Annotated in this window: 27 protein-coding genes; 4 read left to right on the forward strand and 23 right to left on the reverse strand. The window is 52.9% G+C overall.

The genetic code is table 11. The features are described 5' to 3' along the window. Window positions 1-22 precede the first annotated feature (22 nt). From yqfD to Q3F21_RS22435, 9 genes are all read right to left on the reverse strand, one after another. The gene (gene yqfD / locus Q3F21_RS22395) at window positions 23-1,231 is read right to left on the reverse strand and encodes a sporulation protein YqfD (protein WP_340258077.1); all 1,209 of its coding nucleotides are present in this window, start codon (window positions 1,229-1,231) and stop codon (window positions 23-25) included. 97 nt (window positions 1,232-1,328) lie between these two features. After that, window positions 1,329-1,613 (reverse strand): sporulation protein YqfC, encoded by a 285-nt coding sequence (gene yqfC / locus Q3F21_RS22400; RefSeq protein WP_003390630.1) that lies wholly within the window; start codon window positions 1,611-1,613, stop codon window positions 1,329-1,331. A 223-nt stretch (window positions 1,614-1,836) separates the two neighbouring features. Beyond that, a complete protein-coding gene (locus tag Q3F21_RS22405; RefSeq protein ID WP_340258027.1) occupies window positions 1,837-2,034 on the reverse strand; it encodes a sigma-70 family RNA polymerase sigma factor in 198 nt (65 codons plus the stop codon). 212 nt (window positions 2,035-2,246) lie between these two features. Further along, window positions 2,247-2,741, reverse strand: a complete 495-nt coding sequence (locus Q3F21_RS22410; RefSeq protein WP_340258029.1) for a hypothetical protein — start codon at window positions 2,739-2,741, stop codon at window positions 2,247-2,249. Between the two features lie 11 nt (window positions 2,742-2,752). Next, window positions 2,753-3,757 (reverse strand): flotillin-like protein FloA, encoded by a 1,005-nt coding sequence (floA, locus tag Q3F21_RS22415; protein WP_340258031.1) that lies wholly within the window; start codon window positions 3,755-3,757, stop codon window positions 2,753-2,755. Between the two features lie 7 nt (window positions 3,758-3,764). After that, window positions 3,765-5,108, reverse strand: coding sequence for an NfeD family protein (locus tag Q3F21_RS22420; RefSeq protein ID WP_340258033.1), 1,344 nt, complete (start codon window positions 5,106-5,108; stop codon window positions 3,765-3,767). A 199-nt stretch (window positions 5,109-5,307) separates the two neighbouring features. Further along, entirely contained in the window at window positions 5,308-5,754 is a 447-nt protein-coding gene (locus tag Q3F21_RS22425) for a GatB/YqeY domain-containing protein (RefSeq protein WP_340258035.1), read from the reverse strand. Window positions 5,755-5,771: 17 nt separating this feature from the next. Beyond that, a complete protein-coding gene (rpsU, locus tag Q3F21_RS22430) occupies window positions 5,772-5,945 on the reverse strand; it encodes a 30S ribosomal protein S21 (protein ID WP_003390641.1) in 174 nt (57 codons plus the stop codon). 105 nt (window positions 5,946-6,050) lie between these two features. Beyond that, window positions 6,051-6,374, reverse strand: a complete 324-nt coding sequence (locus Q3F21_RS22435) for a histidine triad nucleotide-binding protein (protein WP_340258038.1) — start codon at window positions 6,372-6,374, stop codon at window positions 6,051-6,053. Window positions 6,375-6,783: 409 nt separating this feature from the next. On the opposite strand from Q3F21_RS22435, the gene Q3F21_RS22440 reads away from it, so the two are divergent. Next, window positions 6,784-8,172, forward strand: coding sequence for a UDP-N-acetylmuramoyl-tripeptide--D-alanyl-D-alanine ligase (locus tag Q3F21_RS22440; RefSeq protein WP_340258040.1), 1,389 nt, complete (start codon window positions 6,784-6,786; stop codon window positions 8,170-8,172). A gap of 267 nt (window positions 8,173-8,439) precedes the next feature. Here the strand turns inward: Q3F21_RS22440 and Q3F21_RS22445 are convergent, their stop codons facing one another. Next, window positions 8,440-9,561: a D-alanine--D-alanine ligase gene (locus Q3F21_RS22445; protein ID WP_340258042.1), complete on the reverse strand. Its 1,122-nt coding sequence runs from the start codon at window positions 9,559-9,561 to the stop codon at window positions 8,440-8,442. Window positions 9,562-9,788: 227 nt separating this feature from the next. Between Q3F21_RS22445 and Q3F21_RS22450 the strand changes: the two genes are divergently transcribed. Both Q3F21_RS22450 and Q3F21_RS22455 read left to right on the forward strand, forming a co-directional pair. Then, window positions 9,789-10,283, forward strand: a complete 495-nt coding sequence (locus tag Q3F21_RS22450; protein WP_340258044.1) for a hypothetical protein — start codon at window positions 9,789-9,791, stop codon at window positions 10,281-10,283. Between the two features lie 74 nt (window positions 10,284-10,357). Continuing rightward, window positions 10,358-10,552, forward strand: coding sequence for a DUF4177 domain-containing protein (locus tag Q3F21_RS22455; RefSeq protein ID WP_340258046.1), 195 nt, complete (start codon window positions 10,358-10,360; stop codon window positions 10,550-10,552). 71 nt (window positions 10,553-10,623) lie between these two features. On the opposite strand, the gene Q3F21_RS22460 is transcribed toward Q3F21_RS22455, so the two are convergent. Then, a complete protein-coding gene (locus Q3F21_RS22460; RefSeq protein WP_340258048.1) occupies window positions 10,624-11,919 on the reverse strand; it encodes a class I SAM-dependent rRNA methyltransferase in 1,296 nt (431 codons plus the stop codon). A 79-nt stretch (window positions 11,920-11,998) separates the two neighbouring features. Here Q3F21_RS22460 and Q3F21_RS22465 point away from each other — a divergent pair, with 79 nt between their 5' ends. After that, window positions 11,999-12,940 (forward strand): Na/Pi symporter, encoded by a 942-nt coding sequence (locus Q3F21_RS22465; protein ID WP_340258051.1) that lies wholly within the window; start codon window positions 11,999-12,001, stop codon window positions 12,938-12,940. 14 nt (window positions 12,941-12,954) lie between these two features. Here the strand turns inward: Q3F21_RS22465 and Q3F21_RS22470 are convergent, their stop codons facing one another. The 12 genes from Q3F21_RS22470 to hemW form a co-directional block, all read right to left on the reverse strand. Then, window positions 12,955-13,620, reverse strand: coding sequence for an LrgB family protein (locus Q3F21_RS22470; RefSeq protein ID WP_340258053.1), 666 nt, complete (start codon window positions 13,618-13,620; stop codon window positions 12,955-12,957). Continuing rightward, the gene (locus Q3F21_RS22475) at window positions 13,613-14,005 is read right to left on the reverse strand and encodes a CidA/LrgA family protein (RefSeq protein WP_340258079.1); all 393 of its coding nucleotides are present in this window, start codon (window positions 14,003-14,005) and stop codon (window positions 13,613-13,615) included. The genes Q3F21_RS22470 and Q3F21_RS22475 overlap by 8 nt, the downstream gene beginning before the upstream one ends. 208 nt (window positions 14,006-14,213) lie before the next feature. Then, complete coding sequence (gene deoC / locus Q3F21_RS22480) at window positions 14,214-14,879, reverse strand: deoxyribose-phosphate aldolase (protein ID WP_340258055.1); 666 nt, start codon at window positions 14,877-14,879, stop codon at window positions 14,214-14,216. Between the two features lie 3 nt (window positions 14,880-14,882). Beyond that, entirely contained in the window at window positions 14,883-15,311 is a 429-nt protein-coding gene (locus Q3F21_RS22485; RefSeq protein WP_340258057.1) for an NUDIX hydrolase, read from the reverse strand. Then, window positions 15,308-16,666: a tRNA (N(6)-L-threonylcarbamoyladenosine(37)-C(2))-methylthiotransferase MtaB gene (mtaB, locus tag Q3F21_RS22490; protein WP_340258059.1), complete on the reverse strand. Its 1,359-nt coding sequence runs from the start codon at window positions 16,664-16,666 to the stop codon at window positions 15,308-15,310. The genes Q3F21_RS22485 and mtaB overlap by 4 nt, the downstream gene beginning before the upstream one ends. A gap of 45 nt (window positions 16,667-16,711) precedes the next feature. Continuing rightward, on the reverse strand, window positions 16,712-17,461 hold the full coding sequence (locus Q3F21_RS22495; RefSeq protein ID WP_340258061.1) for a 16S rRNA (uracil(1498)-N(3))-methyltransferase: 750 nt from the start codon (window positions 17,459-17,461) through the stop codon (window positions 16,712-16,714). Window positions 17,462-17,479: 18 nt separating this feature from the next. Further along, a complete protein-coding gene (prmA, locus tag Q3F21_RS22500; protein ID WP_340258063.1) occupies window positions 17,480-18,421 on the reverse strand; it encodes a 50S ribosomal protein L11 methyltransferase in 942 nt (313 codons plus the stop codon). 40 nt (window positions 18,422-18,461) lie between these two features. Continuing rightward, complete coding sequence (gene dnaJ / locus Q3F21_RS22505) at window positions 18,462-19,595, reverse strand: molecular chaperone DnaJ (RefSeq protein WP_340258065.1); 1,134 nt, start codon at window positions 19,593-19,595, stop codon at window positions 18,462-18,464. Window positions 19,596-19,706: 111 nt separating this feature from the next. Further along, window positions 19,707-21,545, reverse strand: a complete 1,839-nt coding sequence (dnaK, locus tag Q3F21_RS22510) for a molecular chaperone DnaK (protein WP_340258067.1) — start codon at window positions 21,543-21,545, stop codon at window positions 19,707-19,709. A gap of 72 nt (window positions 21,546-21,617) precedes the next feature. Further along, on the reverse strand, window positions 21,618-22,184 hold the full coding sequence (gene grpE, locus Q3F21_RS22515) for a nucleotide exchange factor GrpE (RefSeq protein ID WP_340258069.1): 567 nt from the start codon (window positions 22,182-22,184) through the stop codon (window positions 21,618-21,620). A 56-nt stretch (window positions 22,185-22,240) separates the two neighbouring features. Beyond that, the gene (gene hrcA, locus Q3F21_RS22520) at window positions 22,241-23,269 is read right to left on the reverse strand and encodes a heat-inducible transcriptional repressor HrcA (protein ID WP_340258071.1); all 1,029 of its coding nucleotides are present in this window, start codon (window positions 23,267-23,269) and stop codon (window positions 22,241-22,243) included. A gap of 125 nt (window positions 23,270-23,394) precedes the next feature. Then, the gene (gene hemW, locus Q3F21_RS22525; RefSeq protein ID WP_340258073.1) at window positions 23,395-24,540 is read right to left on the reverse strand and encodes a radical SAM family heme chaperone HemW; all 1,146 of its coding nucleotides are present in this window, start codon (window positions 24,538-24,540) and stop codon (window positions 23,395-23,397) included. Window positions 24,541-24,563: the final 23 nt, after the last annotated feature.

Here is a 24,563-nt window from a genome sequence, read left to right on the forward strand (position 1 = left end):
TGCAGCAGTAATCAACTATATGTTAGGGAGCCGGATCAGGCGAGGGCGGCGAGGCCACAATCGGCTGTTCCTCAGCAATATCTTCGATGACAGAAAAATGAATGCTCAAGTAAACTTTACCATTCTCTCTCTTGACGTGCAAAACTTTTTCGTCTTGAATGACCGCTTCCGTTCCCGCTTTCCGCAAAATATCCTCGCGGGCTGTCTGTTTGGCCAAAGCCACCGCCTCCTCCTGGCTCAGCTCCAATGCTTTCGGCTCCACCTCCGCATGCGTAACGGTCTTCCAGCCAAGCGGGAGCGCATATCCGGCTATCGATGGCGAGTATCTTTTCTCGGAGGACTCCGCTTGCGCAAAAGGCTCCACCTGCCACGGCCAGATTTGCAGCGCGTACGGTCCGACCAGCAAGTATTGATGCTGCTGCTTTTCTCCCGTGTAGCGGTATTGGGTCCGGGAGAGCGGAACGGAGACATTGCTGATATACCAGACTTCTCCTTTTACGGTTCCCTTGGCTGCCACTGCCTTTTGCCGCTGGTCGTTCCCGATGATCCCCGATATCAGGATTTGCCCTTTGTTGACGACCTGGTTGACTGACACTGTTTTTTTGCCGGCCTCGGGCAAAATGGTCTGAATGACAGCGCGTTTCTTTGCCACCAGATGGCGCGGACTGAGCGGAGGCGGTATCTCCTGCTCTTCCTTTTCGACCACCTGGATGATGGCCTTGGTTCCCTGGATGCTTACCCCAATCCACGAGGCTTGCGGAATCAGCTGCATCATCTCCCGCTGTATATCCTGCGGTTCTTTTAGTTTGACCTTCCAAACCCCTTCTTTAACCCCCACTTGTGCCGCTGCCTTGATAACCGTTTCCGGATGCAGCTTTTTGGTGCCCATTACCTCTATGTTCCAGACGAATGAGGAGAGCATGTACAATCCGAAGAAAAACAAAGCGACACCCGTTATAAATCCGGCCTTTTTCCGCAAGTGAAGCAGCCAAAACGGAAATCCTTCCCTCTTTTGTACATGCACGCGACAGCCCGTCTCCTTTAAAAGCGGCCGCAAGCGAAAGTAATCCTGAACCAGGATGTCGCAGCTGCTCACCTCTGATCCGACCCTGCGGATGTTCCACACTTGTATCCCCTGTCTTACCGCCATGTTGAGGAACCTTTCAAAACGTTTGCCACGGATCGTAATTGTGATATGCCCGTTCATCCATTCCCGCAGTCCATTGCGCATGATAGTCCCCGCTTTCCTCCCGTATTCACCCTCATCCTCGCCGGGAATGGCAGACCACATGCTTGGTGGTGGCCCCCATCCTTCCTGCGAGTCGTCCCTATGTCTTTTCGAGAAATTTCACCCCGCCAATTCTGCCTTCCAACAATACTTCTTCCGGTAAAATGGCGCGGATGACCAGTTGCTCGCCCGTCACAATCAATTGCCCGTTGGTTAACAGCAAACGGAGCTCCTTCTCACTGAAGTGGAGAACTCCGCGGTGGTTTTCGATATACATCTGCAGATGACCAATCATCGTGATGCGCGGGACTTCGAGAACCACATCTTGCGGTAAATCCAGCACACCTACTGCCAGATTTCGCAACCGGCGGCTCCATCGCCTCATGAGTAAGCCCTCCCTTTCGCTGACGCATCTATGGAGAAAGTAAATCTTCAACAAGAACAGAGCATCTTTCCCGCACTTCTTCTCTTATAACCGTATGCGGCATAGGGAGAGGAACATGCAGAAAACTTCATTTCGCAAACGAGTTAACACAGGCACGAAAACATGACAGCCGGAAAACAAAAAAAGCCCGTCACTCCGCGTCGGGAGCGAGCAGGCTCATCCATCAACCCTGATGAACGGGTTGCTCGGGGCACTTTTGGGAGCGCGAGACGGCTTTCCACTTTTTCAATACACGCTTTACTTTGTCAACCGTACAACCGCAGGCGATCGCTGTCTCATAGACGGACTTTTTTTCATAGACCACGAGCCGAATCACTTTTTGTCGAAATCGGCTCATCCCTTCCAATGCCTGTGGATTCATCACATTCTACCCCTTGTCTTTTCTAAATATTGTAATAGTTTCTCTTTTCTTTAAGAATAGGAGATGGCTTCAATCGACACAAGCAGAGTTATTCGATATGTTTCGACAGCAAAAAACGGAAGAAGCAACGCCTACCGGTGAAGGGAAAAAGAAAAAGCTATCCTGCAAGCAGCACTTTCTGCTTTCAGGATAGCCCTGTGGCTCAAATAAGGTTACAAGCCCCTTCGCACCGGAAGATGAGGGGTACGCGCCCGGGGAGGACCGTAAATCATCGCCCACTTCATCCCTTCTCGCGGGTCGAGCGTCTCTCTCTTCTCTTCCTCTCGCGTTACGGACGGAGCGCCAGCAGACTCTTTTGCCCTCAGCGGACGTTCTGCCTCGGCTGCCGTCTCCAGCTGCGACTTCAGTCGATCAGACTCGCTCCAGCCTTCCGTCTGCATGCTGCTCTCTATGACAGGAGCCGCTTCAGGTTGTGAATCGAGCCGCGTGACTGTCCGCCTTTCCTCCTGCTCCGGCTCCAATGGCCAGCCTCCACTTTCCACCGGTGTCAGCACAGGCCGAGGCGAAGGTTTTTGCTGTCGCTTTTTATCCCCTTTCAAGCCAAACAGCTTATAGCCCAGATAGCCGAGTATGACAAACCAAAACTTGCCGATCAGCGGAATTGCCCAACCCAGCAGATCAAATAACAGATCTATAAGATCGTCCATGATCCCGGCCTCTACTTCTTGTCATCCGGGGTGATCGGTTTCTGTCTGTCACCCGCATGACCGAACGATTGACGCATCTGGGTATCCGCTGAGATATTTTGCAGGTTGTAGTAATCCATTACGCCCATTTTGCCGCTTTTCAAAGCTTCGGACAAAGCGAGCGGCACCTGCGCTTCCGCTTCCACTACTTTTGCTTTCATCTCTTCTACGCGGGCTTTCATTTCTTGTTCGGTAGCGACAGCCATCGCGCGGCGCTCTTCGGCTTTTGCCTGGGCAATCCGTTTGTCCGCCTCTGCCTGATCGGTTTGAAGCTGCGCGCCGATGTTTTTCCCTACATCTACATCAGCAATGTCGATGGACAGGATTTCAAAGGCAGTGCCTGCGTCCAGACCCTTGTTCAAAACCGTTTGCGAGATTCTGTCCGGATTCTCAAGAACATCTTTATGCGCTTCGGAAGAACCAATCGTGGTAACAATCCCTTCGCCTACGCGGGCGATGATCGTTTCTTCGCCCGCCCCCCCGACGAGTCGGTCGATATTGGCGCGGACAGTGACCTTTGCTTTCGCTTTTACCTCAATACCGTTTTTTGCCATCGCCGCGACAATCGGCGTTTCGATTACTTTCGGATTGACGCTCATCTGTACCGCTTGAAGCACGTCCCGGCCAGCCAAATCAATCGCGGCAGCCCGTTCAAAGCCGAGCGGAATATCTGCCCGCTGCGCGGCTACCAGGGCGTCCACAACGCGGTCTACGTTGCCGCCAGCGAGATAGTGACTTTCCAACTGGTTCGTGTCCAGTTCAAGGCCTGCTTTTCTCGCTTTGATCAACGGGTTGACGATCCGCGATGGAATTACCCGGCGCAGACGCATAGCCACCAATGTGATGATCCCGATGCGCACGCCGGACGCCAGGGCAGACACCCACAGCATGACCGGGACGAACGAGAAGAAGATGGACAGGACAACAATTGCCACCGCCACCATAAAAATAAGGGGAATCAATCCGCTTTCCAACATGTACAATCTACTCCTTTTGATCGATTTCCTGAACGACTACCCGCGCTCCCTCTACTTGAACCACGATGATATTCGTACCAGCAGCGATAAATCCTCCTGCGCTTACGGCATCTATCCGTTTGCCGTCGATCTTTACGACACCGGACGGGCGAAGCGGAGTCAGCGCAAGGCCCGTTTGGTTCAGCAAGTCGCGCTGGTCCTTGGGGGCGACATATCCTGCTTCATTTCGCTGCACTTCTCCCAGAATAAACTTGCTAAACAAGCCTTTGATTCCGTACTTCTTGATGAGGATAAACATGACAATCGCAGTGACCAGAACGGCAATTCCCAATGACGCAAGCCCCTGCTGCGTATCGTAGGCCGCCATGATCAGACCGGTGACGATGCTGATAAAGCCAATGGCTCCAACGATGCCCCCCGGCAAAAAGATTTCCATGATCATCAGAAGAATGCCGAGGACGAACAGGCCGATATGCAGCCAGTTGGCGAAACCTGCTACATAATGCCCGAAGAAGTAAAGTCCAAAGGCGCATAACGAGACCGTCCCTGCCACGCCAAAGCCCGGCGCAAACAGTTCAACGACGATTCCGACCAGACCGATAATCAGCAGCAGACTCATGACGACCGGACTTGTAACGACACGGGCGACACGCTCTCCCACTGTCGGTTCGATCGTCTGCAAGCTGTCAGTCTGTACACCCAGGTACGCAAGCAGTTCCGCCTTGTTTGCCACCACCTGATCGGCATATCCGAGCTCTTTGGCCCGGTCTGCCCCTAGCGAGAGGACTGTCCCCTTGCCTTTCAGTCCGGGATACTCGGTATCGATCTCTACCATCGCACGGGCTACTTTCTCATCACGCCCATTCAGTGCTGCGGCCTGCGCCATTTTTTCAGACCAGCCGGAAATGAGCTTTATATCTGCCGCGTTTCCCGCCATATCAATAGGAGTGGCCGCTCCGATGCTGCTTCCGGGCGTCATCACAATCTCGTTTGCATTCAGGGCGATATAGGTTCCTGCGGAGAAAGCCTGATTGTCGATGTAGGCGACCACGTGAATCGGCGATTGCCTGATCAGCTGCCCGATCGAATCGGCAGCCCCGATCTCGCCGCCCGGCGTGTTGATGTGCAGGATAATCAGGTCGGCCTGCTGGCTCTCCGCTTCGGCGAACGCTCTTTTCAGGAAGTTTCCCAAGCCTTGTTCGATCTCATGTTCCACAGGGACCCAGTAAGCCTTGTGATAGGTTTTGGCCTCAGCAAAATGCCCGGCTGAAAAACCCAGTATTGCTACAGCAATGCAAATGACTGACAGTAACAGCCGCAGAGGGTTCACCGTATGCCTCATTGAACGCATCCATATACCTCCTTTCTTCCAGTGCCTGATATATCAGCTATTTAGGTATACGGAAAACATCTCTGATCGTTTCATTTTTCCTGCGCACTTTGACAAGATCGGCTTTTTTTCGCAAAACATCCTGCTTCTGGTAAAAGAAAAACCCAGTCAAACGAAAGACTGAGTTTTTCTGGCGTATCTATATGAGGTTGTTCCTTTTTTACGTTGGTAATTCCTCAGATACTATCTTTTGCACGAGCGTACCGTCAGCTTTCCCCTTTACTTTTGGCATGATGGCGCCCATTACCTTGCCCATTTCCTTTTTGGAAGAGGCACCGGTGGAAGCAATCGCTTCCCGGACGATCTCACGAACCTTGTTTTCACTCAGTTGTTCAGGCATATATGCTGAAAGCACTTCAATTTCTTCTCGTGTTTTGTCGGCCAAGTCCATGCGGCCGCCTTTTTCAAACTCATGGAGGGATTCACGGCGCTGTTTTAACTCACGGGTCAAGATGGTCAGCTCTTCGTCTTCAGACAACTGTCTACCTTTGTTAATCTCTTCGTTCTGGAACGCAGCTTTCACCATGCGAATAACAGAGAGTTTTAGCGCAGCTTTGTCCTTCATCGCTTGCTTCATATCTTGATTGAGTCGCTCCATTACACTCATGATGGGCCCTCCGTCAATTAATACTTGCGCTTACGAGCTGCTTCGGATTTTTTCTTGCGCTTAATGCTAGGCTTTTCAAAGTGGCGACGTTTACGCAGTTCCGCCATCACCCCAGATTTGGCGCTCTCACGCTTGAAGCGGCGAAGTGCGCTATCCAAAGACTCGTTTTTCTTGACTCGAATTTCTGCCATCTGTCTTCCCTCCCTCCGCTAAAACCGTGGGACACCTGTTACCAACAGACTGTCACACTTCATTATAGGACAGAAAACCAAGGCAGGTCAACCTTTCTTTCCAACTTATTCTTGAAAACCTGCCATGAAGTGATAGTGAATATGGAAAACCTCTTGCCCGCCTGATTTTCCGCAGTTGTTTACAAGACGGAATCCATCCAGGTTCAATTTTTCCGCGAGAAGCTGCGCAACCTTGTGAATATGGGCGATCAGCGGCAGATCCTCTTTCTTCACATCCATCAATGTAGGAATCGGCTTTCTAGGGATGATCAGAAGATGAACCTTCGCTTTGGGAGCGATATCGTGAATGACAATGACTTTGTCGTCCTCATATTCAAACTTGGCCGGAATCTCTTTATCCATAATACGCGAAAAAATACTTTTTTCCATAGGAAAATCTCCTCCATCTCGTTCATATTCTCATTTCGGAAGTTGTATGTATTTGTTAATAGCTAGCCAATCTAGAAGCTAGTATCATGATAGCTGAGTTCGCCGGGGCAATGCAATGCCCTGGTGACCCACGGGCGAGGTTTTGCAGACAAAAAAGCCTTGCGGTGTCAGGGCAGGAATGGTAGCATGGCTTCGTAGTTTTCCCCGGTATATTTTGCATTCATTTCTCCATATGCCATCCGTGGTCAACAGCGCTCTTACTTCACTCACTGTATTCCATGATTCTCTTGACGAGAGCAATTGTGAGTGATCGACGGTAGGCGGCAGCAGTTGATTTGGGGAAAAATGTCGAGGCGTTTCGGTCCCTGCTGAAGGGGACGTTATGCACAGAAAAAGGAGATTGTTTACTATGAAGCCAATAAAACTGGAACAAAGCGCCGTCATGGCAGAAGGTCTGGTTTTGTCAGGTGATCCCTCCCTCTCTTTGACCTCTGTTCATTTCGATACGCGACAACTGGACGCTGACGCACTGTTTGTAGCGATCCAGGGCGTGCGAGACGGACACGATTACCTCCTGCAAGCCGTTGAAAAAGGGGCCAAGGGCGCTATCATCTCCAACCAGCAGAAGATCCCGAGAGAGCTCCCGGAAAGCTTTGGACTGATCCTGGTCAACGACACGCTCCGCGCATATCAAAAGCTGGCCAAGAATTATCGCAAGCTCTTTCCCATACCGATGGTGGCTGTTACAGGCAGCATCGGAAAGACGACAACAAAGGATATTGTCTCGCACGTGCTGGAGAGCAAGCTCTCGATCTATAAAACGTATAAAAATCTGAACAACCATCTGGGTGTGCCGTATTCCCTGCTGCAACTGGAGGACAGCCATCAGGCAGCCGTACTCGAGCTGGGGATGAACCATGCGGGCGAGATCGATTCTCTCGCGTCGCTCGTAACCCCTCATATCAGCATCATCACATACATTGGTGAATCCCATCTGGAGTTCTTTGGCTCACACGAGAAAATTGCTCTGGCCAAGGCGGAACTGCTGCCTCATACCAATCCCAACGGCTTTGTTCTGTTGAACGGCGATAATGAGTACTTGCGTAAAATCGCCCATTTGTACCCTGGCAAAGTCCTTTACTACTCAGTCGAGGGTCCCGCCGATATTTGGGCGGAGAGAGTCACGGCAACAGAAACCGGCATGGCATTTGATGTCTGCTTTAAGGGTGGCGACCGTTTTTCCGCATTCCTTCCCCTGTTTGGCAGCCACAACGTCTTGAACGCGCTGCCTGCCGTTGCTATCGCTCGCCATTTCAACATGACCGATGAAGAAATTGTTCAGGCCTTGGCGTCTGTAAAGCTGTCTGCCATGCGCTTCGAACGAAGGGCCTCCGTTACTGGTGCCGTCTATATTAGCGATGCCTACAACGCCAGTCCGACCTCCATGGAAGCGGCCGTATCTACCTTTGCTGACATCCTGCCGGACCGGAAAAAAGTACTGGTTTTGGGAGAGATGTACGAGCTTGGCCCGGACAGCCCGGAGATGCATGCGCAGGTAGGCCGATTCGCCAGCGAGCTCCGCGAACGGTTTTCGCTGCTCGTAGCCATCGGAGAGCTCGCCCGTCCCCTTTACGAGGCATACGAAGGGGAGAAGCGCTTCTTTTCGACCAAGGACGAGGCTGCAGATTTACTGGCCTCCTTGTGTGACAGCTCCCATGCCTTTTTGTTCAAGGCTTCACGCGGACTGGAACTGTGGACACTGCTCGATGATGTGGAAAAGCGCCAAGGGATGAAGTAAGCCAAAAAGCCCCGGAATGGGGCTTTTTTGTTTGGAGACCATTTGGCGAAACCCGGGAGCTTCACCAGTTTTTTCGTCTGAAAATCGTACAGGTACGCAGTGGTCGGGTCCTGTTTGGAAAAGCCGATTTTTTCGCCGTAAACATAACGCCCTGAGGGGGAAATCGCCGCTCTGTGCATAGCTAGGGTATTTTTTTGATACTTGGAAAATAAAAAAGAGCGACTTCTCGCGCTCTTTTCAAACGTTGTACGGAATTGGTTTGAAACGCTACTCCAATTCTTCCGCATCCACGATATTTCGTTGTTTGTCCGCGTGCCGCTCCAATCCGAGCGTCACCAATCGGTCGATCAACTCGCTGTAACCGATCCCGGACTCCTGAAAAAGCATGGGATACATGCTGTAGGGCGTAAAACCAGGCATGGTGTTCACCTCGTTGATGTACAGACGGTCATTGGCTTCGTCCCAAAAAAAGTCAACCCGCGATAAACCCGAACCGTCCAAGGCACGGAATGCCGTTTTCGCCATTTCCGCCATCTGGTCAGCGACGTGCGCGGGGACCTCTGCCGGTATTTGCAGCTCTGTGCCCGCTCCCTTGTATTTTGCTTCGTAATCGTAAAATTCCTTGGCAGCAATCACTTCTCCGACAACAGAGGTAAGGAGCTCCTCATTGCCGAGCACCCCGATCTCCAGTTCGCGCGCTTTCACGGCCTGCTCCACAATCAGACGGCGGTCGAATTTCGCCGCCAGGCTCATCGCCGCGATCAGCTGCTCGCGGTCCTTCGCCTTGCTGACCCCTACGCTGGAGCCCATATTTGCCGGCTTGACAAAACAAGGATAACCCAGCTTCTGTTCGATCCATTCAATCGTCTCTTCCCGCTTTTGTTCCCACTCGGAACGCAGGACGCCTACATATTCCACCTGAGGCAATCCAGCCTGGGCAAAGACGTTTTTCATCATCCATTTGTCCATTCCTACCGCAGACGCCATGACTCCCGCACCCACATAAGGGATGTTTGCCAGCTCCAGCAAGCCTTGAATCGTTCCGTCCTCCCCATTTGGTCCATGCACAACGGGAAAGATGACGTCAATTTCCTGGCCGATGGAAAAGACCGATGCTGGCCGCGTGGCGGGCACCAGCTTCCCTTCCCCTGATCCTTCCCGGTTTTGCATCCCTCCGTCGGACAAGCGCAGCGCATCGACCGCTTCCGGCAATTGTCCCGACAGCTTCGCACCTTTTACCCAACTGCCGTCCAACTGCACATAGACCGGCATGATCTCGTATTTATCGGCATCGACCGCCTTCATGATCGACATGGCGGTACGCAGCGAAACTTCATGTTCCGAGGACTTTCCTCCGTAGATGATTCCAAGCCGTATTTTGTTCCCCATGAACCCTTGCTCCTTTCGCCTCTGCGCGGGCAGAGAGCCTACCCGTCTCTCATTCTCTCCCATGGTATGCAAATGCCCTGGCTCTTTCTACTTCTCTGGCCAATCCATCCTCCAGCATACACAATCCCCCACTCAATTACAAGTAAGGTCAAATGGCACCGGCTGGCATTGCCCCTCATATTCTGTAAACAAACAGACATGGAGTATCCTTTACGGGAGGTATGTCCATGAGGGATTATCTTCTCTTTTGCAACTACTGCCGCATGTACACGTTGCTCCACAGCTACAACCGGGATACCGGCTCGTTTTTGGGTGAGTACTCCCTGCTGCATAATGAATACACCCGAAACAGTATCGTCCTGAATCGCTTTTTGCTGGCCCATGTCGGACACGTGATGCGAGTGATCCCTTCCAAGACAGAAGAGTTTCAGAAAATCATTTGCACAGCCACCCGCTTTCTGCAGGACGATATCGACAAGTTTGTGGAGGAAAGCATGGCGCTTGAAAAATACAAGGAAAGAGACCGGCGCAGCGAACGGGAAATCGGGCTGGTGCAGCTATATATCCTGGAGCATCTGCTCGGACATGAAATAGAGAATATCAGCGGGATTCGCGCTTCCAGCCCGGCAGAAGGACAAGTTCTGCTCGGCCGGGAGCTCGGTTTGAAGCGAGCTTTGGAGCTGCTCAGGAGCGCATTGGCGGAAAGACAGACATCTGAGTAGGCCCCCATTGCAACTTTGCCGGCTAGAGTTACGTATAGACTGATAGAAGGTATAGCCGCAGGGAGGTCGTGTCCATGTTTGAATACAAGTTTGTCCGCGTCGAGTTGTCCCCATTCAGGCGCCGTCCCAAGCAGGATTACCAGGCAATTGTAGCTGAGCACGCCAGACAGGGCTCGAGATTGGTGCAAATTTTCGCTCCGGCTACAGGCGGGGATGGGGCTGCCATGTATTTTGAACTCATATTAGAAAAGCAAGCCTCTTCTTCATGAGCGCCTTGTTTCCATAGCAAAAAGAGCGGGCAATCTATATCCATCCCGCTCTTTTTTATGGCCTCGTACGATTATTTTCGATCCCGCACTTCAAAAATAGCGAACTTCAAGTAATGCGCTTCATCCGCACCGCTGATTTGCGGATGGTCTTTTCCCGCTCCCCGCCATTCAATCAGCCGCAAAATTTTCTTCGCATCGGCCGCCGCCTCTTGAATCGTTTCCAAAAAGAGCTCGGGGGACATGTGATAGGAGCACGAGGCTGTTACCAAAAAACCTCCGGGGCGTACAAGCTTCATGCCATGCAAATTGATGTCCTTGTACCCCCGGCACGCTCCCTTCACAGCTCCGCGGGACTTGGCAAAAGCAGGCGGGTCCAAAATCACTACGTCCCATGAACGCTTGGCTTCGACGCTCTCCCGCAAATAGTCGAAGGCATTGGCCACCACGAAATCGACGCGATGCAAAAACCCGTTTAACGCAACATTCCGTCTGGCCGTCTCGATCGCGTGCTCGGAAATATCCAGCGCCGTCACTTTTTTCGCACCGTGCTTGCAGGCGTTTAGCGTAAACGAACCGGTATGGGTAAAGCACTCCAGCACCTCTGCTCCATCCCAAAACGGATTCTTGACGATTTTCCCCCGGCGATCAACCGGTATGAGCATCGTTTGCTCATCTACCTCTACTTCCTGCATCGTAATCCCGTGAGCCCGTCCCCATCCCTTCATCAGGGGAGCGATGGCCGCCCGGTTTTCCCGCTGGTCGTAGAAAAATCCCGTTTTTTGTCCTTCGACAATATCGACCACATATTTTAAGCCATTTTCTTCAATGGTGACTTCACGCGGACATTCGCCATACATGACCTCTTTGCTTTGGGAGAGGCCCTCCAGTTCACGGACGGGCACATCATTTCGCAGGTAAATGCCAGTCGGCGAAAATACCTCAACCAGCGCATCGCGAATCCAATCCCGGCGCATTTCCATCCCGAGCGAGAGAATTTGGACAACCAGGATGTCCCCGTAGCGGTCCACAATCAAACCGGGCAAAAAATCCGCTTCTCCGTAAATTACCCGGCAAGCCCGCGGGTTATCCACAAATCGGGCGCGAAACTCGGCAGCCTCCCTGATTCGCCGCAGGAAAAACGAATAGTCGATGGTCTCCTGCGGATCGTAGCTGAGAATGCGGACGATCATTTGCGAGGAGGGATTGATATACCCTTTCGCCAAAAAGTGCCCCTTGTGGTTGGTCACCTCCACGATGCCACCCGGTGCTGCCTCTCCTGAAATCTCCAATACCTCCGACTGGAAAATCCACGGATGTCCCGCTTCCAGCCGTTTTTTCCTATGTTGATGAAGCTTTACTTGTGCCACTAAAGTGATCCTCCTTGTCATGCTTGTCTCGGTACAGGCATAGCGTAATATATAACCCGACAGGTAAGGAGGATCGCTTGTGATCGGTGCTGTCCTCGCTCCCTTTACGTTTGGACTGAGCTTTTTTCTCTTGGGTATGTACGCCATGCGAACCGGATTTCAGAATCTGGCGGGCAAGCGCATGGCTGACTGGCTTGCCCGTTTTACCCGTACGCCCGTGCACAGCTTTTGGGTGGGACTTCTCTCCACCTTTGTCCTGCAAAGCTCCAGCGCGGTGACCGTGTTGACTATCGGGCTCACGCACGCAGGCATGATTGGCTTTGCACAGACGGTGGGAATCATCCTCGGAACGAACGTGGGGACGACTGTAACGACTGAACTGATTGCCCTTCGCCTTGAGTCATTTGCCGTTCCGATGCTCTTGGTAGGCGTAGCCATGTGGCTTCTCCCGCACCGACTCCCCCGCTGTATCGGGCTTGTCATCGCGGGCTTCGGCCTGATTTTTCTCGGTATTGACACCATGCAGGTTATGGCCGGGCCGCTGCAGCAATCCGATACGTTTCGCGCCTTGTTTCTGGAAAGCAGTCATTCTGTCTGGCTCGGCTTGATAACCGGCACGATTTTTACAGCGTTGATCCACAGCAGCTCGGCTACTACGGCGATCACAATGGGGCTGATGTCCCACCACATGCTTTCGATGGAAACGGCCCTGGCCATTGTGCTCGGAGCCAACATCGGCACGTGCTTTACCGCCGTGATCGCCAGCTTCGGAACGAATGCGGCGTCCAGGCAGGTGGCGTGGTGCCACACGCTGTTCAACCTTGCCGGAGCCCTCCTGTTTTTGCCGTTTCTTTCTCAGCTTGCCCTGGCCAGCGCATTTTTAACGGACAGTCCTTCGATGCAAATCGCTCACTCGCAGACAATTTTCAACGTGATCTGCTCGCTTGCCGCCCTGCCCTTTACCCGTCAAATCGCCGCGTTCATCAGGTGGATCGTGCCTGACAAAAAAAGGACAACATGAGCTTTCCTTGCGGGTCACAGCGAGAAGGGGATTAAATAGATAGCCGTGACGACTCCTGCCATGATCATCGCTATGCTGGACGCAGCCGTTTGGACTTGCGATACACGGTTCAGGCTGGCCGTTCCAATCGCATGCGCACTCGTTCCGACGGCAATGCCGACCGCCCAGTCATCCTTTACCCCGACAAGCGCGAGGAGGGGTCGTGCAAAAGCAATGCCGGCAATCCCGGTCAGAGCCGTAAAAAATGCGGCCAATGCGGGAACTCCTCCGATGTTTTTGCTCAGTTCAACCGCGATCGGCGTCGTTACCGATTTGGTCAGCATGCTTTTTGTCAGCAAGTCATCTGTTCCAAACAAAAAGCCTAATCCAAACACCGTCAGGATGGCGACCGCGCAACCGGCTGCGACTCCAAGCAGCACACCGCGCCAAATGTGGGAAAACTCGCGTATTTGCTTGGCCAAAGGAACAGCCAGCGCCACGGTTGCAGGGCCTACCCAGAAGGAAATCCAGTCTCCGCCCAGCCTGTACGCTTCCCAGTCTCCATTGATGGCCCACCAGATGAGCCAGGCGCAAACCGATGCCACCAGTACAGGCTGCATATAACGAAAACGGGCAGCCGCAGACATCGCGACCTTATAAGCCGCAAGCGTTACGACAATGGCGAGCAAGGGGCTAAGCATCCAGAGACCTCCTCTCTGCTTCTGCCTGTGATGGAGTAGTTGTCTTTTCCCGTTTCCGATCCAAATACCATTGAATCACTTTGCCGGATGCCACCATGACCAAAGCGGGGCCCAGTACCATTGCCAAAATAAGCGGCAGCGGATTCTCCGCTATTGTCTGCAGGAAGGGCGTCACTCCTACCAGGATCGGCACAAAAAACAGCATCATATGGCGAAGCAGCAGCAGGCTTCCCTTTTCTACCCACTCCAGCTTGACAATCCCGGTGACCAGGGCAAGCGTCAGTGCAAGCATTCCCAGCAGGTTCCCCGGGAGCGGAATGTGAAGCCACTTGCTCGCCATTGTTCCGATTCCATAGAAGGCGAGCAGCAGAAGAATGCCTTTCATGGTCTTCACGAAAACTTGCTCTCCTCTCTCCTCATCTGTTCTCTCTATGGCAAACAACTGCGCCCGGCTCAAGCAAATGCCTTGCCGGGCAGAACCGTCGTTTGAAAATCGCAGAATCTACAGAAGATGATAGCAGACTTTTCTTACTTTATCCTTGGAAAAACGGGAAAAAGCCTGACCACCCAAATACGGTCAGGCTTTCCCATGTTTAGTAGCCGCTGCCCGCTGCTTCCTCACCGTTTACGATGGCGATGCCGGAGCTTGCACCGATTCGGGTGGCTCCCGCTTCGATCATGGCAAGTGCTGCAGCACGATCACGCACTCCGCCGGAAGCTTTGACACCGACCTTATTACCGACTGTTTTCCGCATGAGTGCGATGTCGGCCACGGTCGCGCCGCCTGGACCGAAACCGGTAGAAGTCTTCACGTAATCTGCTCCTGCTTCGACACACAGTTTGCATGCCGTTACTTTTTCTTCATCGGTCAACAGTCCCGTTTCCAGGATCACTTTCAGAGGGACAGCGCCCGCAGCTTCCTTTACGGCTGCCACATCCTGCTTGACGGTCTCCAGATCACCTGATTTGAGTGCGCCGATATTGAGGACCATGTCTACTTCCGTCGCGCCGCCTGCAATCGCATCGCTGGTCTCCGCCACCTTGGCCGCTGTCGTGCTTGCCCCGAGCGGGAAGCCGATCACCGTACATACCTTGACGTCGGTACCTGCGAGCAGCCCGGCAGCGCGTTTTACCCAGTAAGGGTTCACGCAAACCGAAGCAAAATCATGCTCCTTTGCCTCTGCACACAGCTTGTCAATCATCGCTGCGGTTGCATCAGGCTTCAGCAGGGTATGGTCGATAAACTTGTTCAATTTCATGTTCTACACCTCAATCCCGAAATGGTGCAAAGCTAGACGAAGCACGTTATCGTTGTTCCGGTACCCGCGTTTTTGCTGCAGAGCCCACGCTTCTTCCGGAGAGTGCCAGTGAACGGCGTTGATCTCTTCCTCCTGGACAACGATCTCGGTAGAATACGCTTCTACCAGGTAATAGTGAACCTCTTTATTGACCAGTTCTCCCGTGACAGGATGATGGTAATCGTAGTAGATGATGTCCAGCTTTTCTCCCAGACGCCCTCTGACCCCAGTCTCCTCCAATACCTCGCGGAGAGCTGTTTCTTCAATCGTTTCCCCTAATTCCTGCTTGCCTTTGGCGAGTGTTACTTTCCCATAGCGATCTTCGATCAGCATGATCAGCAGGCTGCTGTCCGTTGCCTGGTAGACGACGCCGCCAGCAGAGACTTCCTTCATCCTACCTGTTCCTTCAACTGCATCGGGATCGGTGTGTCGAGAACACGCACAAACGTGCCTTTGCAGTATTCAGAACCTGCTTCATCCAGCCGTACCTTGCAAATTTTGCCGATCATCGATTCGTCGCCGGGGAAAACGAGATTGAGATAGTTGTCTGAATACCCCATCAAGAGGCCGCTTTCGGGAGCTTCTTTATATGGACGTTCGGGAATGACCTCCAGGACGTCTCCGACAAATTGCTTGGCGTATTGAAGCGTCAGCTGCCGGTTCAGCTCCAGAAGCTGGGTCACTCGCTCATGCTTGATCTCTTCCGGAATTTGATCGGTCATCCGGGCAGCAGGAGTGCCTGTCCGCATCGAGTACGGGAACACATGCAGCTCGGCAAAGCCGATTTTTTTAATAAACTCGTATCCGTTACGGAACTGCTCGTCCGTCTCGCCGGGGAAGCCGACGATTACGTCCGTCGTCAAAGCGACGCCAGGCAGCGCCTCGCGAACCTTGACCATTTTTTCGTAAAACTCTGCCGTCGTGTATTTGCGGCGCATCCGCTTCAACACCTCATCATCGCCTGCTTGAAGCGGCACGTGGAGATGGCGCACGACACGGTCAGAATTGTTGATCACCTCGATGACTTCGTCAGTGATTTGACTAGCCTCGATGGAACTGATCCGGATGCGTTTCAAGCCTTCTACCTGATGCAGGTCGACAAGCAGCTTGGCCAGGTTGTAATCTTCCAGGTCTTCCCCGTACCCGCCTGTGTGGATACCTGTCAGCACGATCTCCAGATATCCGGCTGCCACCAGCTGTCTGGCCTGTTCGAGGACGCTTTCCGGTTTGCGGGAGCGCATCAGGCCACGGGCCCACGGAATAATGCAGAAGGTGCAAAAGTTGTTGCAGCCCTCCTGAATTTTCAGCGATGCGCGCGTGCGGTCCGTAAAGTTAGGTACGTCCAACTCCTCGAATTCACGCGCTTTCATGATGTTTGCCACCGCGTTGATCGGCTTGCGTTCTGCGCGAATCTGATCCACGTACTCGATCAGCTTCTCGCGTCCTTGCGTCCCGACAATGATGTCTACTCCCGGAATTTGGGCAATCTCGCTCGGGGATGTTTGCGCATAGCAACCGGTAACAGCGACGATCGCGTCAGGATTGCGGCGGATCGCCCGGCGAATCACCTGACGGCTCTTCTTGTCTCCAGTGTTGGTAACCGTACATGTATTGATCACGTAAACGTCTGCCTCATCCTGTTCAAAATCAACCCGTTCGTAACCGCTGTTTTTAAACAGCTGCCAGATCGCCTCCGTCTCATAGCTGTTCACTTTGCATCCCAATGTGTGGAAAGCAACCGTAGACATTGCACATCCTCCTTTCACTCTCTATCCGTAAACTTGTGAAATTTTTTAAGAATGGCCGCCGTTTTGCTCAAACTGGTAGGATGCGGCCGCCAGTGCGTATTGGCAAGCTGTCTCCGTCCGCAAAATACGGGGGCCGAGGGAAACAGGCCGGATTCCGGCAGCTTCGGCCGCTGCCACTTCCTCCGGCGAGAAGCCTCCCTCCGGCCCGATCAGAATCAGCAGCGAATCTCCCGGGCGCAAAGCTGGCAAAACTTGATGCAGCGTCGTGCCGCCTTCCTTTTCATAAGCAATCACTGCTCGCGTGTACCGGGATGATTCCTGTATGATCCGACGAAAAGAAACAGGCGCCAGAAGCTCCGGCAACACGCAGCGGTGCGACTGCTCCGCCGCTTCCTTTACAATCTTGCGCCAACGGTCCAGCTTATTCGCCTCTTTTTTGGCGTCCAGCTTGACGATGGTCCGCTCCGAGGAAAAAGGAAAAAAAGCGAACGCGCCCATTTCCGTTCCCTTTTGCAGGACCCACTCCATCTTTTCACCTTTTGGCAGCCCCTGTCCAATCGTGATCTGTACGGGAAGCTCCCGCTGTTCGCTGAGAAGCTCCACGACCGTTGCGACCACTTCCTTGCCGGACAAGGAATCGATGCGGGCAATGGCAGAGCGTCCCGCCCCGTCGCTGACGACGATTTTTTCGCCGCTTTTTGCCCGCATCACATGTACAATATGATGAACGTCATCGCCTGTTATCGTGACCTCTTGTTCAGAGAAGAGGTGCGGCTCGACAAAATATCTTTGCATCCCGCCAACCTCACTATTTTATCTTTTTTTTGCGGCAATGGCTACCCAATCATCGATGAAAATGGTTTCCACGATCTCCAGACCAGACGCCACCATCGCGTTTTTAACATCTTGCTCTTTGGCATCAATGATGCCTGAAGCGATAAACGTCCCCTCCGGCTTCAGCACGCGGTAGACGTCATCTGTAAAGCGGACGATGATCTCGGCCAAAATATTCGCTACCACGAGGTCTACCGGTCCATCGACACCTTCCAGAAGGTTGTTTTGTCTGACGGTGATTTTCTCGTGGACCCCGTTCAGCTCCGTATTGGCCTGGCCGGATCGGACGGCCACTTCGTCGAGATCCATCGCCAAAACATGCTCCGCTCCCAGCTTGACCGCTGCGATACTGAGAATAGCCGTACCGGTCCCAACGTCAAACACGCGGTCACCCGGCTGCAAATATTTTTCCAATGCCCGCAGGCAGAGAATGGTCGTCGGGTGTGTCCCTGTCCCGAAAGCCATTCCCGGGTCCATCTCAATGATGACCTCATCGGGACTCTTTTGCTGGTACTCTTCCCATACCGGCTTGATCGTCATCCGGTCGGAAACATGCACCGGCTTGTAATACTTTTTCCAGGCGTGGGCCCACTCGTCCTCGTGGACATCGTTAACGGCGATCGTGCCCTTCCCGATATCCAGGCCATAACCTGTCAACTCGTCGAGCTGCTGCTTCAATTCATTCAGCAGATCTTCGAGCGTACTGCTGTCTGCCGCCAGATACGCCTTGACGAATACGCCCTCGGCCGGAAAATCATCCGGGGATAGCTGGTAGATTTCACCAAATGGGGTATCCCAATCGCGATGCAGTACCTCTGGGTCTTCAATCACAACCCCATTGGCTCCTATCTCATAAAAAAGATTGGACACTGCTTCCACTGCCTCAGCTGTAGTATGGATACTGATTTCAGACCATTTCATGAACTACCAACTCCCCATTTACTCATTTCCTCAGGCAAGACTACTCTCCGCGAATTGCGCGTTTCATTCTCTCAAAGAAGCTTTCGTTGTCTTCTGCTGCCGGTTGGCCAAGCAACTCGCCCGACAGCTCCGCAAATTCCCGCAGGAGCTCTTTTTGTTTGTCGCTCAGCTTCTTCGGCGTGACCACACGGGCCTTTACATGCTGATCGCCACGGCCGTTTCCGCGCAAGAACGGCACGCCTTTCCCGCGCAGACGGAAAAAGGTTTCCGTTTGTGTACCAGGCGGGATTTTCAGCTTGACGCGCCCGTCCACCGTCGGCACCTCGATCTCATCTCCCAATGCCGCTTGGGCAAAAGTGATCGGCACCTCGCAGTAAATATCATTTCCTTCGCGTTCAAAAAACTCGTGCGCTTTCACCCGCAATACGACGTACAAATCTCCCGGAGGTCCCCCGTTGAACCCGGGCTCCCCTTCGCCGGAAACGCGAAGCTGGGCGCCGTCATCCACACCGGCAGGAATGTTGAGGTGAATCTTGCGGCGAACCTTAACCCGTCCGGCGCCTTTGCACGATACGCACTTCTCCTTGACGACCTTCCCTTTTCCTTCGCAGGTCGGACAAACGCGACGGTTGACAATCCGGCCAAACGGCGTATTGGCGGCCACTTCCTGTTGACCCGTGCCTTTGCAGGTATGGCAGGTTTCGACGCCGGAACCCGGTTTGGCTCCAGAGCCGTGGCATGTATCGCACTCGGCTTCTTTCGGAATTTCAATGTCTGTTTCCTTTCCGAAAACCGCCTCCGCAAACTCGATCGAGAGCCCAAACTGCAGGTCCGAGCCTTTGCGCGGCGCATTGGGATTGGCCCGTCTGCCGCCGCCAAAAAACATGTCGAAAATGTCGCCAAAGCCGCCCATGTTGCTCGCGTCGAAGCCGCCAAAACCCCCGCCAAAGCCCTGATTGGGGTCCTGATGGCCAAAGCGGTCGTACTGTGCGCGGGCTTGCGCATCGGACAGAACGTCGTACGCTTCCTTTACTTCCTTGAACTTCGCTTCGGCATCCGCCTCTTTATTCACATCGGGGTGGTACTTGCGAGCCAGTTTGCGATAGGCCTTCTTGATTTCCTCGGTATCCGCATCCTTGGAGACTCCGAGCACCTCGTAATAATCCCGCTTCATCTCCTGAATCACTCCCATGACAGTCAACTGTTATCATAGCATGTGACAGACTCGAAAAAAAGTCAAAGTCAGCGTTCCGTGACTTTGACTTCTTTTCTTGCTATCGCTTACTTACTTTTTGTCGTCGACTACCTCGTAATCAGCGTCCACGACATTCTCTTTTTTCGCTTCGCCGGATGCATCCTGCGCATTTGCTCCCTGTGCGGTTTGAGCTGCTTGTGCAGCCTGCTCATACAGTTTCACGGAGATTTGCTGAACGATCTGGGCCAGTTCGTCCTTGGCTGCCTTGATCTCATCCATGTTGCCGCCTTCCAGCGCCTTTTTCACCTTGTCCTTGGCTGCATTCGCTTTATCGATTTCAGCCTGATCGACCTTGCCCTCTACTTCCTTCAAGGTTTTCTCGGTAGTAAACACGAGCTGGTCGGCTTCATTGCGGACTTCTACCGCTTCTTTGCGCTGTTTGTCTGCTTCCGCGTTCAATTCGGCCTCTTTTACCATGCGATCGATTTCTTCGTCAGACAGGCCGGAGTTGGAGGTGATCGTAATGCGCTGCTCTTTGCCGGTACCCATATCCTTCGCGCGAACGTTTACGATCCCGTTGGCGTCGATATCGAAGGTCACCTCGATTTGCGGGATGCCGCGCGGAGCCGGCGGAATATCGGAGAGCGTAAAACGGCCGAGCGTTTTGTTGTCTGCCGCCATTTGGCGCTCCCCTTGCAGCACGTGGATTTCTACGGATGTCTGGTTGTCGGCGGCCGTAGAGAACACCTGCGATTTGCTGGTCGGAATTGTCGTGTTGCGGTCGATGAGCTTTGTAAATACGCCGCCCAGCGTTTCAATACCGAGAGACAGCGGAGTTACGTCAAGCAGGACAACGTCTGTCACGTCTCCGGTCAAAACGCCCGCTTGCACGGCGGCACCCAGTGCGACTACTTCGTCCGGATTCACGCCTTTATGCGGTTCTTTGCCGGTAAACTTCTTGATCGCTTCCTGTACGGCCGGAATCCGGGTAGAACCCCCTACGAGGATCACACGGTCAATTTCGTTTGCTGAGAGACCCGCGTCCTGCAGCGCCTGACGGGTTGGACCCATGGTGCGCTCCACGAGATGAGCGGAAAGCTCTTCGAATTTTGCACGGGTCAGATTCAGCTCCAGGTGCTTCGGTCCAGATGCGTCCGCTGTAATAAACGGCAGAGAAATCGTGGTCGTCAAAACGCCGGAGAGGTCCTTTTTCGCTTTTTCCGCGGCATCCTTCAGGCGTTGCAGAGCCATGCGGTCTTTGGACAGGTCAATACCGTGCTCCTGCTTGAACTCGCTGACGAGGAAATCGATAACCACCTGGTCAAAATCGTCACCGCCGAGCTTGTTGTCGCCAGAAGTCGCTTTTACCTCGAAAAAGCCCTCGGAAAGCTCGAGGATCGAAACGTCAAACGTACCGCCGCCCAGGTCGTATACGAGAACAGTCTGGTCCTCCGTTTTCTCCATGCCATATGCCAGCGCAGCCGCTGTCGGCTCGTTCACGATCCGAAGCACTTCCAGACCGGCGATTTTGCCCGCGTCCTTGGTCGCCTGGCGCTGGCTGTCGTTAAAGTAAGCGGGAACGGTAATGACTGCCTTGGTGACTGTTTCGCCGAGGTACGCTTCCGCGTCGGCTTTCAGTTTTTGCAAAATCATCGCCGATACTTCCTGCGGCGTATATTCTTTTCCTTCCAGCGTCACTTTGTGGTTTGTCCCCATGTGACGCTTGACAGACATCACGGTGTTGTCCGGGTTGGTGATGGCTTGGCGCTTCGCCGCTTCACCCACGATGCGCTCGCCATTTTTGAAAGCAACTACGGACGGTGTGGTACGGTTGCCTTCGGGATTGGGGATAACGACTGGCTCGCCACCCTCCATTACTGCTACGCAAGAGTTTGTTGTTCCCAAGTCAATACCGATTACACGACTCATACTGTAAAATCCTCCTCACGACTTCACTCACTGGTTTTCATGTTTGTAGTATGCCGGAAAAAAGAACATCGGCTAGGCGTTTACTTTCACCATTGCGGGACGAATGACGCGATCCTTGAATTGATAGCCTTTCTGAAGCTCCTCTACAACCACGCCGGATTCGAACTCAGGGTCCTCCGCCTGCATGACAGCCTGGTGAACATGGGGATCAAAAGGATGTCCCTTCGCCGGAATGGGCGAAAGCCCTTCCTTTTCAAATACTTGAACCATCTGGCGGTAAACCATGTTGACGCCAGTCAAAAGGGAATCGACAGTCATCGCCTCTTTGTCGGCGGACAGCGCCCGTTCAAAGTTATCCAGAACTGGCAGCAGCTCTTCCACCACTTTTTGCGAGGCGTAAGTCGCCAAATCCTCCTGCTCTTTTCTCATTCGGCGTCTCATGTTTTCCATGTCTGCCATCGCTCTCAGCAGGCGGTTGTTGTTTTCCTCAGCTTGCGCTCTCCAGCGCACCGCTTCCTGCTGCCAGTCGATCTGTTCCGCTTGCTCGGAAGCGGGATCGACAGTTTGGTCCGCGTTTTCAGTCGTCTCCTCTGCTGCATTGTCAGGTGAAACATCCTGGGTCATTTTTTCATCGTTCAAGATTCAAATACCTCCTGTGACCGCCGAGGCACCATGGCCGAGACGTTCCCGTATTCCTACTTCTCAAATTCTGATGTCAGCATTTGCGAGAGACCTGCCGCCAAGTAATTCAACACGGTGATTACTTTGCTGTATTCCATTCGGGTAGGCCCAAGTATTCCAACCATCCCCACTGGCTTTCCGCCCAAAGAATAGGATGTGGTAATAATGCTGCACTGTTTAATGGCATCCAGCTCGTTTTCCTGTCCAATCCGGACGGTCAATCCTTCCGCTGGCGCACCAAATAAATGAATCAACTGGTCATTGCGCTCCAGAAGCTCAAGGATATCTTTCACCTTGTTCACATCGCGAAACTCCGGCTGGTTCATGATCTTGGTCGCTCCGCGCAAATAGACGCGATCTGTCTCCTCCTGGGTCAAAGAGTCTTCCAGGATGTGCAGCATTTCTTCGTATTGCTCTACGTGACGTCTCATCTCGCCCGCTATTTCCTGATAAAGACGCTGCCGCAGCTGCCACAGCGGAACCTCGGACAGCTTGGTGTTCAGGATGTTGACCAGCTTTTCGATCTCCTGCGGACGGACGCCGCTGGGAAGATCGATCAGCTTGTTTTCCACACGGCCGGTGTTGGTTACCACGATCGCTACGGCCTGTTCTTCGTTCAAGGGAACGATTTGAATATGTTTCAGCCGATGCTCAAAGATCTCGGGACCAAGCACGATAGCCGTGTAGTTGGTCATATGAGAAAGAATTTGAGCGGTGTATTCAATCACCTGTTCAAAGTGATGGATACGTTCGGCGAACAGCTGTTTCAGCTTTCCCAATTCCAGATCGTTCAACAAATGCGGCTGGATCAGGTTGTCTACATAAAAACGATACCCTTTCGTAGAAGGCACTCGTCCCGCCGAGGTATGAGGCTGCTCCAAATACCCCAGCTCTTCCAAGTCGGCCATTTCGTTGCGAATCGTCGCCGAACTAAAGCCAATGCCATCTTTTTTGGAAATGGTTCGGGAGCCTACAGGTTCGGCCGAATGAATGTAATTATCGACAATCGCATTCAGAATCAATCGTTGGCGGTCCGATAACATGCTGCCCTCGCCTCCCTGTTGTTAGCACTCAAATGTAATGAGTGCTAAATCTACTTAATAAGTTATCAATACGGGAGGAATTTGTCAATGTTTTCCCAGAAACGACCTCCCTTTTTCCGTTCAGACTAGTCGCCCAGAAAGCGGGCGAACACCTCATTTCCCAGAGGCAATGCCGCTTTGGTCAGGCGAAGCCGCCCATCTTGCCATTCCAGCATTCCTTTGGCCACTTCTTCTTCTACGATACGGCCGTACTCTTCCATGATCGTTTTTCCGAACCGGCGGCGGAACCGCTCCACATCCACACCCTCGCGCAGCCTGAGCCCCATGATCATGTGGTCCTCCATCGCTTCCTTCGGTCCAACCGCAAACTGCTCGACACGCGGCAAGCCTTCCCGGCACATTTGCAGGTAAACAGCCAGCGGCCCCGCATTGACATGACGCTCATGATCGACGTATCCATGTGCACCCGCTCCGAGACCGTAATACTCTTCATTTAGCCAGTATGTCTTATTGTGCCTGCTTTCAAAGCCGGGCTTGGCGAAATTGCTGATCTCGTATTGAAGATAGCCATGGCGCTCCATTTCCTCGATCAACAGCAGGTACATCTTCAGCTCTGTCTCTTCGGAAGGAAGCGGCAGCTGATCCTTTTGGTACAAGGTATGGAAGAGCGTATTTTCCTCCACTTTCAGACTATATGCAGAGAAGTGGGTTGTGGGCAATTGAAATGCTTTTTGCAAGGTGTCTCTGAAAATCTCCTCTGTCTGATCGGGCAAGCCGAACATCAGATCAATTGTCAGATTGTCAAACCCGACAGCTACTGCATTCTCTATGCTTTGATACACTTGATCCACGTCGTGAATCCGCCCCAGGCGTTTCAGCAGGCTTTCATCAAATGACTGTACACCGAAGCTGAGCCGGTTCACTCCCAGCTCCCGCATCATTCGCAGCTTTTCCCTGTCCGTCGTACCCGGATTTGCCTCCATCGAAAATTCCAGGTCCGGCGCGGCGTATCTGCCCAGGTGCTCCTCAATCATTCCTAGAAATTTCCTCATCTGCGCATGGTCGAGAAACGTGGGCGTTCCCCCTCCGACAAAAATCGTTTTTACCTGGCTGACCGGCCATTTCGCAAAGGTCAGCTCCATCTCCTTTTCCAATGCGTCCAGGTAGTCCGAAATCAACTGCGGGTTATTGGTGACAAACGAGTTGAAGTCGCAGTAATAGCATTTATTGGTGCAAAAGGGAATGTGGATATAAACAGATTGGGGAGCCAAAATTCTTCCCCTCCTTTATTCGA

This window comes from Brevibacillus borstelensis (genome assembly GCF_037834415.1).
GTDB lineage: Bacteria > Bacillota > Bacilli > Brevibacillales > Brevibacillaceae > Brevibacillus > Brevibacillus borstelensis_A.